Origin of the sequence: Winogradskyella sp. 3972H.M.0a.05 (assembly GCF_040493455.1) — a bacterium.
GTDB lineage: Bacteria > Bacteroidota > Bacteroidia > Flavobacteriales > Flavobacteriaceae > Microcosmobacter.
Window position 1 is genome coordinate 242,284 of record NZ_JANFDA010000003.1, and the last position, 12,070, is coordinate 254,353.

A 12,070-nucleotide genomic window follows, 5' to 3' on the forward strand; every position below is an offset into this window, starting at 1 on the left:
ATCCTGAATAGAGTTCAGGATGACGTTGACTTTTTAGCTAGTGCCTTTCTGCTTATTGATTTCGTCTTGCAGTTGGCGACGTACTTTTTGTTCGCGTTCCAAAGCAGTTTTTCTATGCTCTTCAAACTCTTCTTCAACTTCAGATAGTTTGAGGTTGGCTGCCTTAGTGATTGCATTACTGTTTTTAAACTTATAGATAAAGAATAATAATAAGGCTAGGAGTGCAGCTACAATTGTCCACATAATGATATTGTAGTTGGTCTTGCTGGTTTGCATTCCCAATAACGCCATATTATTCTTTTCCTCATTCGTTGCTGTTAAGGTAGACTGTGTTGTGTTGAGATTTGCTTTAAGGTCATTAATCTCTTTTTCTTGAGTAGCTACAGTATGCCTAGTGTCGCTTAAGGTTTTCTTTAGTGTATTAATGGTATCGTTGGTGTGTGCTTGTAGTGTAACAAACATACTACGCTTTACGGCTTCGTAAGCTGAGCCATTAGTGCCTTTGAAATTCCCCGATTTTCTTAGAACAAACTCAAATTGGTCATCGATAGAACCTTGGTTTATAGATTCTGTTTCCTGTGCGTTGCTAAACTGAAAACTGATACAAAGAATAGCAAGAATGTATAGTTTAAGCGATTTCATCTATGGTTGGATTATGCTAATTAAATTTTGAACAATATAAGGATTTATCTCCTTTAATTTTTAAACAAATAGCCTCACTTTTTAGAGAGGCTATTGTATATACGATGATATATTTTATTTGGATGTTCCTCTACTAATAATACGTATAACGTCTTACTTTAGAAATATATTTTGCCAATCTAATTACCTGATGACTATACCCATACTCGTTATCGTACCATATATATAGGATCACATTTTTTCCATCTTCTCTAACGATAGTCGCTTTACTGTCATAGATAGCAGGAGCAGAGCTTCCAACAATATCACTAGATACCAATTCGTCGCTCATTTCGTATTTGATTTGCTCTACCAAGTCACCTTCAAGAGCATACTTTTTCATGATGGTGTTGATGCTGTCTAAGGTTGTTTCTTTTTCTAATTCCAGATTCAGAATCGCTAAAGATCCATTTGGTACAGGTACTCTAATGGCGTTAGACGTTAATTTACCTTCTAATGATGGTAAGGCTTTACTAACGGCTTTTCCTGCTCCAGTTTCAGTAATTACCATGTTTAAACCAGCAGCACGTCCTCGTCTGTATTTTTTGTGGAAGTTGTCTACTAAGTTTTGGTCATTCGTATAGGCGTGGATAGTCTCTAAGTGACCACTCTTAACACCATAAGAATCTTCCATGGCTTTTAGCACAGGCGTAATCGCGTTGGTTGTACAAGATGCAGCAGAGAAAATATCTACTTTGTTTGGATTGTTCTCTAAGTGATTTACACCATGTACAATATTTGGAACACCTTTTCCTGGCGCAGTTAATAATACTTTATCAACACCATTAGCTTTCAAGTGACGTGATAAAGCTTCTTCATCTCTAAAAGCACCAGTATTATCGATTACTAAGGCATTTTCAATACCATAAGCAGTATAGTCAATATCTTCAGGAGCGTTTGCCGAAATAATGTTTACAGTTGTACCATTGATCAATAATGCAGAATTTTCTGCATCGGCAACCACTGTACCTGAAAACTCACCATGAACCGAATCGTTACGTAATAAAGATGCACGCTTTTCTAAAACAGTTTCATTAATCGCACCACGTGTAACGATAGCTCTAAGACGTAACTGGTTTCCTTTCCCTGTTCTGGTCATCAACTCTCTAGCAACCAAACGACCGATACGACCAAAACCATAAAGAATAACATCTTTTGGTTGAATACTTTCATTCTTGTTTGCATCACGTAATTTGTCTGCAACAAATGCTGTAGCATTGTTGTAAGTGCTATCTTCTAAGTGATACTCATAAGTTAGTTTACCAATATCTAACTTCGCAGGAGGAAGGTCTAAAGCATTAATAGCTTGCGCGATCTCTACTGAATCGAAAATAGAGATTGGTTTTTGAACGAACTCACCAGCGTATTCGTGTAAGTTTAAAATATCACTAACAGTTCTGTCTATTAGTTGGTTTCTGAAAAGTACTAGCTCAATAGATTTGTCGTACCAAAGGTCGCTAACAATTTTGATGAATTCTACTGTAGCTCTTCTACGATCGGCCTGAAATGCCAATTCTTTTTCATATGTTCCGTTAAGGCTCATTACGTGTTGTTGTTTAGTTTGTGTTGTACCGTTTTGAACGGATTGAATTTTGGCGCAAAAGTAATATATTTCAAACGTTTTCGTAAACAATTTTTGAAAAATAAAACGACCCTTTGCAAGAGAGTTTGCAAAGGGTCGCTTACTATGTTATGTTTAAGGTCTATTACCTAAAATAATAGCTTTCTTTTTTACCTTGTGTATTTATGATTTCCAATGTGATTGGTTCGTATTCGGATCTAGAATCTAAAATCTTTCGAGCGTCCTCTAAAGAATACAATTTTGTATCATTAATGGACGTAATGATTGAACCTTCTTGGATACCATTCTTTCTCCAATAACTATACAACTTTTCATTAGACGTAAGCTTATTTAGCTTCAAACCATAGTCAATTTTATAATTTCTAAAATCTGACTTAGATGGTTCTTTTAGTGTCCCTATGATTGGAACCAAGATTGTAGAATTTTTAGTCAGCCTAACTGGAAGCACTCTTTCTCTACCATCTCTAAGAAGTGTGACATTGACAACATCATCAGGTTGCTTCGTTTTAAGATACCCGCTGAGGTCAGAGAATTTATTAATCTCGATTTGATCTAATTTTTTAATGATGTCTCCACTTTTGATACCAGCGTTATCTGCTCCAGAATTACTCTCTACTTCACTAACAAAGAAGCCTTCCGTTTGATCTATACCTAACTCATCAGCAGCTTTACTATTCAGTGTGCCACCTTGAACACCTAAAATTACATTCTGAACGCTACCAAACTCCATAATGTCGCTAATGACTTTTCTGGCAATATTACTTGGTACTGCAAACGAATAACCAACATAAGATCCAGTCTGAGATGAAATGGCAGTATTAATACCAATAAGTTCTCCATTAACATTTACCAGAGCACCTCCTGAGTTTCCAGGGTTTACGGCAGCATCAGTTTGAATAAATGATTGCTCTGAACGTCCAGAGAGATCACGAGCCTTTGCGCTAATAATTCCGGCAGTCACAGTCGAGGTAAGATTGAACGGATTACCTACAGCCAAAACCCACTCACCAATCTTGGCTTCATCTGAGTCACCAAATGTGGCATGCGGTAGATTTCCATCTGCTTCGATTTTCAATAAGGCGATATCTGTTCTTGGGTCTGTTCCTATAAGTTCAGCGGTAAAACTCTTATTATCATTGGTTGTGATACTAATATCTCTAGCACCATCAATGACGTGATTGTTGGTGATGATATAACCATCTGGTGAAATAATAACACCACTACCAGTCCCTACTTGTGCTCTTTGTGATTTTCTACCATAGAAAAAATCTTCAAACGAATTTGGAGCACTCACTATAGCCGTATTCTTTACGTGTACTACGGCATCAATAGTTTTTTCAGCAGCAGATACAAAATCTGGTGCTTCAGCAGGAAGATAATCGGTTTTTGTAGTGTTGTTTACAGGGAAATAAAGCGGTGTAGTATTAACATGTTCTACGACGGTTTCTTGTTGTTCTTTTTCAATGAAAAGCTTGTAAGCGCCAAGCGTCATTAATCCACCTAATGCAGAAACCAATACCAGTGTCAAAATCTTCTTCATGTTTTTAGTTTTTAGGTTAAATTTTCAGTCTCTATACAACGATTAAAATTACAGATTTATTGATTCGTTATTCTAACTTTAACGGCGTTTTAACAGCAATCTGTCTGCGTATAATGTTTATATTTGTGCTCTTAGAAATGAAACTAGAATTTTACAAATACCAAGGCACAGGAAACGATTTCATTATTATTGATAATCGTCAGAATATTTTCGACAAAAATGATACCAAACGGGTCGCAGAATTGTGCGACAGACGCTTTGGCATTGGAGCAGATGGACTTATTTTACTTGAAAGCCATCCAGATGTTGATTTTGAAATGGTATACTATAACGCTGATGGCAATCAAAGCTCTATGTGTGGTAATGGAGGACGATGTATTGTGGCTTTTGCTAAGTATTTAGGGCTTATTGAAAGTAAGGCAACGTTCTTGGCAATTGATGGTATGCATCATGCTTCTATAGAAGGTGATTATGTAAAGCTTCATATGAAAGATGTTTCATCTGTAAATAAGTTTTCGGATTATACACAGTTAGATACCGGCTCACCACATTATGTTACCTTGTCTAATGGTGTTGATGGTTTAAATGTAAAGCAATTAGGTTCAGAAGTAAGATATTCTGAAATATTCAAGGCAGAAGGTATCAATGTGAATTTTGTTGAACATCTCAAAGACAATGTATTTAAGGTTAGAACCTATGAAAGAGGTGTTGAAGATGAAACCTTGTCTTGTGGTACTGGAGTTACTGCTGTAGCCATCGCAATGAACTATATTGGGGAGACCGAAAAAAATATAGTAGAGCTCAAAACACCAGGAGGTGATCTACAAGTTATGTTTCAAAAGGAAGGCGACACTTATAGAGATGTGTGGTTGTGTGGTCTGGCTAAACAGGTTTTTAAAGGCTATTTATAATGAAAACCTTAAAAGGAGAACATATCTATTTAAGAGCTTTAGAGCCAGAAGACCTAGAGTTTGTTCATGAGATTGAAAATGATGAATCCATCTGGGAACTGAGCAACACGCAAACGCCATATTCAAAATACCTTATAAAACAATATCTCGAGCAAGCTCATAAGGATATATATGAAGCCAAACAATTGCGCTTGGTGGTTTCAAACTATAAAAATGATGTCTTAGGGCTTATCGATATTTTTGATTTTGATTTCAAAAATTCTAAAGCAGGAATAGGAATTCTGATAAAAGAAGAAAAAGACAGGAACAAAGGTATTGGTACAGAAGCATTGAAACTTCTAGTAAATTACTGTTTTACGCATTTAAAGTTGCATCAATTGTATTGCAACATAGCTGAAGACAATAAAGCCAGCCTTAATTTGTTTGAATCACAAGGGTTTCAAAGAATAGGATTAAAGAAGGATTGGAATTTTAATAGCGGTTCCTTTGAAGACGAATATTTATTACAACTTATAAATACTAAGTAATGTATATAAGAAAGATTTTATTGGCCATTGTTTTTATTGGTCTGGGAGTAGCAGCGTATTTTGCATATTTTGTGTACTCAGCAATGTTTACACCAAACACAGCTTTCAATAATGAACAGGCCTATATTCTTATTCCAACAGGAGCAGACTACAATGAGGTTAGAGAACAGTTAGAACCTTTGCTTATAGATATTGACAAGTTTGATGCTTTAGCAGAGCGAAAAAAGTATACTGCTAATGTAAAGCCTGGACGCTATATCATTAAGAAGGATATGAACAATAATGATATTATCAATTCAATCAGAAGCAATAATGTACCAGTACGAGTAGCCTTCAATAACCAAGCTTCACTTGAAAAATTAGCAGGAAGAATTTCCAATCAGATTGAAGTTGATAGTGCTTCACTTTATAATGCTATGGTAAATCCTGAATTCCTCAGCGAAAAAGGACTGTCTGAAGCCACAGCATTACAAATCTATGTACCAAACAGTTATGAAGTATTTTGGAATACATCTGCTGAAGGGTTCGTAAACAAGATGCATAAAGAGTATGAAAGATTCTGGAATAATAGTAGAACGAAGAAGGCTGAGGGCATAGGCTTGTCTAAAGATGAGGTTATGACTTTGGCGTCTATTGTACATGAAGAATCAAAGAAGAGAGACGAACAACCTAGGATTGCTGGAGTATACATGAACAGATTGCGAATCGGAATGGCTTTACAAGCCGATCCTACCTTGAAGTTTGCAGCTTATAAATTACCTAAGTATAAGAATACTATCATTAAACGCGTGCTCAATGTACATAAGGAGATTGAGTCGCCGTATAATACCTATAAGAACGCTGGATTACCTCCAGGTCTTATTACGATGCCAGATATTTCTGCAATAGATGCCGTTTTGAACTATGAAAAGCACAAATACCTTTATTTTGCTGCAGATGCTAAGCGTTTAGGTTATCATAAGTTTGCGAAAACATTGGCTCAGCACAATATCAATGCTAGAGCGTATCAACGTTACCTGAGTGCTCAAGGAATCAATAGATAATTGATGCATACAAGGTTATTCAATATAGTATTAGCTTTATTAATCTCTTCTGTTTCTTTTTCTCAATCTGGGTTTAATGAATTTCTTAAACCGAGTGATACATTAAATACGAAGCGAAAAAATGCAGTTTTAATTTCTGGAACTTCATTAGCAGGCTTAACGTTGGTTGGTCTCGACCGTTTATGGTACAAAGATTTCCCTAGATCTAGTTTTAATGCAGTAAATGATAATGACGAATGGCTACAGGTAGATAAAATAGGGCATCTATTCTCAGCTTATCAGCTAACTAGAGTAGGAGCAGAATCGTTCGAATGGGCAGGTGCAAGTAAAAACAGTCAATTGATATTTGGTTCTGCTTTAAGCCTGGGTTTTCTCACAACCGTAGAGATATTTGATGGATATTCCGCTGAATGGGGATTCTCATGGGGAGATTTTGCAGCCAATGCTTTGGGTTCTGGTATTTATGTTGGTCAAGAGTTATTATGGGATGAGCAAAGAGTAACGGTGAAGTATTCGTTTCATCAAACCAGTTTAGCACCACAAAACCCAGAAAAGTTAGGAGATGGCTTATTTGAAGAGTTTTTAAAAGATTATAATGGTCAGACCTATTGGTTGAGCGCCAATATTCACTCGTTTTTTAAAGATAGTAAATTGCCGAAATGGCTCAATATAGCCGTAGGATATGGGGCTGAAGGCATGCTGACTGGGCGATCAGACGCTTCAACTTTTTTTCCAAATCAAGATGGAACTCGACAATTTTACTTGAGTTTAGACGTTGATTTATCAAGAATACAAACGAATTCACGCTTTTTAAGGACAATTTTTTCAATAATTAATGTATTGAAAATCCCTTCACCAACCCTTGAATTTAGTAGCAAAAGAGGTACTGTAGTTCATCTATTGTACTTCTAAAAGACGCATTTAATCGAATAATTTTGAAATTATTTGAAATAGTTGTAGTTTTGCACGCTGAAAAATTGTAAAGCTCTGGGGAGTTTTTGCTTTACTAAAAATTAGCAGTTATGATTAAACAAAAATTTAATTATTTCGCAGTCCCTCTTGCAATTTGTACCGTGCTTGTTTTAGCATTGTACCCAAATTCAAAAGTAGATATGTCAAAGTATTCTACTGATGGGTTAGAACTAGACTTCACAGTTTCTGAAGGCATGGCTTATAATGCTGTTGAAGAAACTAAAGAAACGATCGAAGATTTTTCACCTTATTTAGGAAAAACGTACGTAGGATTTAAAGAAGCTTTAGGCTTTAAAGAATCTAGAGGAAACTATTTTACTGTAAATACTTATGGTTACTTAGGGAAGTATCAGTTTGGTGCTGAGACCTTAAAACTTATTGGTATTTATAACCCTTCAGTTTTCTTGAATTCTCCTGAATTACAGGAAAAAGCATTTTTAGCTAATGCTGAGCGTAATAAATGGATATTACGTAAAGACATTAAGCGATTTGTAGGTAAGCGAATTGGTGGTGTAGAAGTTACTGAATCTGGTATACTTGCTGCTGCACACCTTGCTGGTCCTGGAAGTGTGAAGAAATTTTTGAGAAGTTATGGTCAAAATAACTTTTCTGACGCTTTCGGAACAAGTATCAGAAGTTATATGAAGAGATTCTCTGGCTATGATACATCGTTCATAAAGCCAGATAAAAAAGCTAAAGCAAAGATTTAAACATTAAAAGTCTTTCTGAATAATAAAAATAGTAGGCCTCTTATGGAGGTCTACTTTTATTTTGGACCATTCCGAAGCTGTTGCGGTTTTAATATATTCAGTAGGTAATGTTAGGTCACACGCTACACAAATTCTAGTTTCAGGATGCAGAGATTTAGCTAAATCCTGTAGCATTTTATCATTTCTGTAAGGTGTCTCAATAAAGATTTGTGATTGATTTAATTGAACCGATCGCTTCTCCAACTCCTTTATTTTAGACCTTCGTTCTCTGGCATCTATAGGGAGATATCCATTAAAGGCAAAGCCTTGTCCATTCATACCTGAGCTCATCATTGCTAATACAATTGATGAGGGGCCAACCAGTGGAATTACTTTTATATTATTTTGGTGCGCTAGATTAACAATATCTGCTCCAGGATCGGCAATTGCAGGGCAACCAGCTTCAGAAAGTAACCCTATAGATTTTCCTTCCTTACACTCATCTAGATACGAGCTTATTTCGGATGGGTCTGTAAACTTGTTTAATGGTTTAAAACTTAGTTTGCCTTGTGATTTATTTGGGCTAACCCGTTTTATAAATCGCCTAGCTGTTTTTTCATTTTCAGCGATATAATCGTCGACCTGTTCAATAATCTTTTTAATAGAAATAGGGAGTACTTCTAAAGGAGGATTATCACCTAGTCGTGTTGGTATGAGATAAAGTTTTCCAGGGGTATTGGACATTATTAATCTATAATCAGCTTTTTAGTGGATTTTTCTCCATTAGGTCCGAATAACTCAACGATGTAAACTCCAGATAAAATATTGCTAGTATCTATCTTCAACTCTTGAGTGCCATTGGTGTCTAAGGTTAAAATTTCTTTTCCTAAAATGTCATAGATAGAGACGTTACTTAGAGACACACCGTTAAAATTAAAATTCAAGATACCTTTTACTGGGTTTGGATACATTTCGATATCAGATAAATTTTTATCATCGACACTAAGAGAACTATCAATAATTCTGTAAATGCTTCCAGAATCGATACCAGCTACAAAAACTTCTCCACCTACATCTTCTCCAAAACATGTCCAACCATTGCTACCAGATTGAGATAAAAAAGTTCTGTCCCACGTCGCACCATTTTCTTCTAAAACACCAATTTCATCACTACAATAATCAGCGAAAAAATATAATCCGTTTAGTGTAGGATACAAGCTTCCTCTATATCTGTAGCCTCCAGTAACTGAACATTTGAAAGCGCCATCAGCAAAATGAGAATACTGAGCAACTGGGAATGTTAGGGTAGAAGGATCTGGACATCCTGCAGTATTGAATGTATCATTGCCTTCATAGCATCTCCAGCCATAATTTAACCCAGCCTCAGTTGGAAGCACTCTATTGATTTCTTCGATATCAAATTGACCTACATCTGCAATCCATAAATCATTATTTAATCTGTCGAAAGAAAACTTCCATGGGTTTCTTAGACCATAAGCCCAAATTTCATCTAGGGCAGCACTATTTGAAACAAATGGATTATCGGCAGGAATCGCGTAATTGTTACCTCCAGCGGTATTATCTACGTCGATTCTTAATAATTTACCTAAAAGCGTATTGAGTTGCTGACCTTGGTTTTGTGGATCACCCGATGAACCTCCGTCACCACTTGCTATATACAAGTAACCATCTGGGCCAAATGCTAGATCTCCACCATTGTGATTAGAAAACAATTGGTTGAATGCTAAAATTATCAATTCAGAATCTGGGTCGGCAGAATCATCAGTGGTTCTGGTAAATCTAGATACAACTGTATTACCAGAGTTATTGATATAGTAAACATAGAAATAACCATTAGTAGCATATTGAGGATGAAATGCTAAGCCAAGTAAGCCTCTTTCGTCACCAATTCCACCTATGTTGTATACTTTTGAATCAATATCTAAGAAAGGAGTAGTGTTAACAGTACCATCGGCTTCAACAATACTGATAAAGCCTTCTTGTTCAACAACAAACAAGCGATCATCGCCAGCATGTTTAATATTTACAGGGCGATCTAAACCTGTAGCAAAAAGTTCGAGTTCTATGTCTTGAGCATAAGTGAATTGTAGCAAAAGACAGCAAAGCAATAACCGGGGAAATTTCATAGCTTAAGTTTTTTTAGGGTGTTATTGGGTTCTGAATTTACAAAAAAAAGATGAAACCTTACTTATAATGTTTTGGATACCACCTCACAAGCGTCATCTAAAAGTCTAAAAACATGTTCGAAATTTGAGAAATCTCCGTAATAAGGATCAGGAACATTTTTGTTCGAAACTGAATTTGTTTCTTCCAAAATCAACTTCACTTTCCCTATATCAGCATTGTTTCTGGCAAGCCTAATAATGTTGTTGTAGTTGGATTGATCCATGGCATAGATTCTATCAAAAGTATCAAAATCTTCTACTTTGAATTGCCTAGCAGACTGTCCGCTGATATCAATACCGTTTTGTTTGGCAACTTCAATCGATCTTGGGTCTGGTGATTCTCCAATATGATATGCAGCAGTCCCAGCTGAGTCTACATAAAAAAAATCTGAATCTAGTTTAGATTCCAGAATACCATGGGCTAATGGCGAACGGCAAATATTACCCAGACACACCATTAAAACTTTAGTCATAAGATATTGTTGTTAAAGCGATAGCTTTTTGGAAAGATCCTCAACGTATTTTCTGAATTGCTTATCTGTAGAAGATAGATTGTCTACGGTTTTGCAAGCATGTAGCACAGTAGCATGGTCTCGTTTGCCAATTTGCGAACCAATGCTAGCTAGAGATGCTTTAGTATACTTCTTAGCAAAGAACATTGCTAATTGGCGAGCTTGTACTATATGCCTTTTTCTTGTCTTGGATTGTAGGGTGCTTACATCCATTTGGAAATAATCTGAAACTACTTTTTGGATGTAATCTATAGAAACTTCACGTTTAGTGTTCTTTACAAACTTATCTACGATGTCTTTTGCAAGTCCTAAAGTGATTTCTTTTTTATTGAACGAAGACTGGGCTATCAATGAAATAATTGCACCTTCAAGTTCTCTAACGTTTGTTTTGATATTCTTGGCAACATACTCTATAATCTCCTCTGGCATTTCTACACCATCTCTGTAGAGCTTATTTTTCAGAATAGAAACTCTTGTTTCAAAATCTGGCGTTTGTAACTCAGCAGATAATCCCCACTTGAAACGCGATAATAAGCGTTGCTCAATATCTTGCATATCCACAGGTGCTTTATCACTTGTCAATATAACTTGCTTGCCGTTTTGGTGCAAGTGGTTAAATATGTGGAAGAATACATCTTGGGTACCAGACTTTCCAGAGAAAAACTGAACGTCATCAATGATTAACACATCAATAATTTGATAGAAATGTATAAAATCGTTTCTGTTGTTCTTTTTTACAGAATCTATGTATTGTTGAGTAAACTTTTCAGCAGAAATATATAATACAGTCTTTTCTGGATACTTGTCTTTAATATCTACACCAATTGCGTGAGCTAAATGGGTTTTACCAAGACCAACACCACCAAAAATTAATAGTGGATTAAAAGAGGTGCCTCCAGGTTTGTTTGCAACAGCGATTCCTGCATTTCTGGCAAGACGATTAGAATCACCTTCTAAGAAATTCTCGAAGTTGTAATTCGGGTTTAATTGAGATTCGATCTTTACATTTCTGATTCCTGGAATAATGAACGGATTCTTCAATTCTGGACTCTTATTGTTAAGAGGAATATCAACGTCTTGAGATTTTACTGCAGTACGATTTGAGCTTGGAATTTTTTCGGTAAATGGTTGCTTATTGCCATAGGTATTTTCCATCTTAATGACATATACCAACTTTGCATTTTCGCCTAGCTCTTTGGTGAGTGCTACCTTAAGGATTTTTACATAGTGTTCCTCTAACCATTCGTAGAAAAATTTACTCGGGACTTGTATGCTCAATGCATTGTCAGTAAGCTTAACTGCTACTATCGGTTCAAACCATGTTTTATAGGCTTGTGGTTGAATATTATCCTTAATAAAAGAGAGACAGTTATTCCATACCGATTGCGCAGTTACATTCATTCCCTGAGTTACTTTTTTTGTTGTTA

Annotated in this window: 12 protein-coding genes; 5 read left to right on the forward strand and 7 right to left on the reverse strand. The window is 36.0% G+C overall.

The window, feature by feature from the left end:
* Nucleotides 1-33: 33 nt before the first annotated feature.
* The 3 genes from NCE97_RS08070 to NCE97_RS08080 all read right to left on the reverse strand — a co-directional run bounded on the left by NCE97_RS08070 (nt 34) and on the right by NCE97_RS08080 (nt 3,803).
* The gene (locus NCE97_RS08070) at nt 34-642 is read right to left on the reverse strand and encodes a tRNA (guanine-N1)-methyltransferase (protein WP_353778516.1); all 609 of its coding nucleotides are present in this window, start codon (nt 640-642) and stop codon (nt 34-36) included.
* A gap of 133 nt (nt 643-775) precedes the next feature.
* Entirely contained in the window at nt 776-2,224 is a 1,449-nt protein-coding gene (locus tag NCE97_RS08075; RefSeq protein WP_353778517.1) for a glyceraldehyde-3-phosphate dehydrogenase, read from the reverse strand.
* Nucleotides 2,225-2,387: 163 nt separating this feature from the next.
* Nucleotides 2,388-3,803, reverse strand: a complete 1,416-nt coding sequence (locus NCE97_RS08080) for a trypsin-like peptidase domain-containing protein (RefSeq protein ID WP_353778518.1) — start codon at nt 3,801-3,803, stop codon at nt 2,388-2,390.
* A gap of 137 nt (nt 3,804-3,940) precedes the next feature.
* On the opposite strand from NCE97_RS08080, the gene dapF reads away from it, so the two are divergent.
* From dapF to NCE97_RS08105, 5 genes are all read left to right on the forward strand, one after another.
* Nucleotides 3,941-4,714 (forward strand): diaminopimelate epimerase, encoded by a 774-nt coding sequence (gene dapF / locus NCE97_RS08085; protein ID WP_353778519.1) that lies wholly within the window; start codon nt 3,941-3,943, stop codon nt 4,712-4,714.
* The gene (locus NCE97_RS08090) at nt 4,714-5,241 is read left to right on the forward strand and encodes a GNAT family N-acetyltransferase (RefSeq protein WP_353778520.1); all 528 of its coding nucleotides are present in this window, start codon (nt 4,714-4,716) and stop codon (nt 5,239-5,241) included. The genes dapF and NCE97_RS08090 overlap by 1 nt, the downstream gene beginning before the upstream one ends.
* Nucleotides 5,241-6,284, forward strand: a complete 1,044-nt coding sequence (gene mltG, locus NCE97_RS08095; protein WP_353778521.1) for an endolytic transglycosylase MltG — start codon at nt 5,241-5,243, stop codon at nt 6,282-6,284. Before NCE97_RS08090 ends, mltG begins: the two co-directional genes overlap by 1 nt.
* Before the next feature lie 3 nt (nt 6,285-6,287).
* A complete protein-coding gene (locus NCE97_RS08100) occupies nt 6,288-7,196 on the forward strand; it encodes a DUF2279 domain-containing protein (RefSeq protein WP_353778523.1) in 909 nt (302 codons plus the stop codon).
* A 110-nt stretch (nt 7,197-7,306) separates the two neighbouring features.
* Nucleotides 7,307-7,966, forward strand: coding sequence for a peptidoglycan-binding protein LysM (locus NCE97_RS08105; RefSeq protein ID WP_353778524.1), 660 nt, complete (start codon nt 7,307-7,309; stop codon nt 7,964-7,966).
* A 3-nt stretch (nt 7,967-7,969) separates the two neighbouring features.
* On the opposite strand, the gene NCE97_RS08110 is transcribed toward NCE97_RS08105, so the two are convergent.
* The 4 genes from NCE97_RS08110 to dnaA all read right to left on the reverse strand — a co-directional run bounded on the left by NCE97_RS08110 (nt 7,970) and on the right by dnaA (nt 12,044).
* Nucleotides 7,970-8,689 (reverse strand): SAM-dependent methyltransferase, encoded by a 720-nt coding sequence (locus NCE97_RS08110; RefSeq protein ID WP_353778525.1) that lies wholly within the window; start codon nt 8,687-8,689, stop codon nt 7,970-7,972.
* 2 nt (nt 8,690-8,691) lie between these two features.
* Nucleotides 8,692-10,092 (reverse strand): PQQ-dependent sugar dehydrogenase, encoded by a 1,401-nt coding sequence (locus tag NCE97_RS08115; protein ID WP_353778526.1) that lies wholly within the window; start codon nt 10,090-10,092, stop codon nt 8,692-8,694.
* 62 nt (nt 10,093-10,154) lie between these two features.
* The gene (locus NCE97_RS08120) at nt 10,155-10,604 is read right to left on the reverse strand and encodes a low molecular weight protein-tyrosine-phosphatase (RefSeq protein ID WP_353778527.1); all 450 of its coding nucleotides are present in this window, start codon (nt 10,602-10,604) and stop codon (nt 10,155-10,157) included.
* A 12-nt stretch (nt 10,605-10,616) separates the two neighbouring features.
* Complete coding sequence (gene dnaA, locus NCE97_RS08125) at nt 10,617-12,044, reverse strand: chromosomal replication initiator protein DnaA (protein WP_353778528.1); 1,428 nt, start codon at nt 12,042-12,044, stop codon at nt 10,617-10,619.
* Between the last annotated feature and the right edge of the window lie 26 nt (nt 12,045-12,070).

What these genes read in the sequence shown, in the direction of transcription:
- dnaA (WP_353778528.1), bottom strand. Translation starts at nt 12,044, where the DNA reads ATGAATGTAACTGCGCAATCGGTATGGAATAACTGTCTCTCTTTTATT.
- NCE97_RS08105 (WP_353778524.1), top strand. Translation starts at nt 7,307, where the DNA reads ATGATTAAACAAAAATTTAATTATTTCGCAGTCCCTCTTGCAATTTGT.
- NCE97_RS08070 (WP_353778516.1), bottom strand. Translation starts at nt 642, where the DNA reads ATGAAATCGCTTAAACTATACATTCTTGCTATTCTTTGTATCAGTTTT.
- dapF (WP_353778519.1), top strand. Translation starts at nt 3,941, where the DNA reads ATGAAACTAGAATTTTACAAATACCAAGGCACAGGAAACGATTTCATT.
- NCE97_RS08120 (WP_353778527.1), bottom strand. Translation starts at nt 10,604, where the DNA reads ATGACTAAAGTTTTAATGGTGTGTCTGGGTAATATTTGCCGTTCGCCA.
- NCE97_RS08090 (WP_353778520.1), top strand. Translation starts at nt 4,714, where the DNA reads ATGAAAACCTTAAAAGGAGAACATATCTATTTAAGAGCTTTAGAGCCA.
- NCE97_RS08110 (WP_353778525.1), bottom strand. Translation starts at nt 8,689, where the DNA reads ATGTCCAATACCCCTGGAAAACTTTATCTCATACCAACACGACTAGGT.
- mltG (WP_353778521.1), top strand. Translation starts at nt 5,241, where the DNA reads ATGTATATAAGAAAGATTTTATTGGCCATTGTTTTTATTGGTCTGGGA.
- NCE97_RS08115 (WP_353778526.1), bottom strand. Translation starts at nt 10,092, where the DNA reads ATGAAATTTCCCCGGTTATTGCTTTGCTGTCTTTTGCTACAATTCACT.
- NCE97_RS08080 (WP_353778518.1), bottom strand. Translation starts at nt 3,803, where the DNA reads ATGAAGAAGATTTTGACACTGGTATTGGTTTCTGCATTAGGTGGATTA.
- NCE97_RS08075 (WP_353778517.1), bottom strand. Translation starts at nt 2,224, where the DNA reads ATGAGCCTTAACGGAACATATGAAAAAGAATTGGCATTTCAGGCCGAT.
- NCE97_RS08100 (WP_353778523.1), top strand. Translation starts at nt 6,288, where the DNA reads ATGCATACAAGGTTATTCAATATAGTATTAGCTTTATTAATCTCTTCT.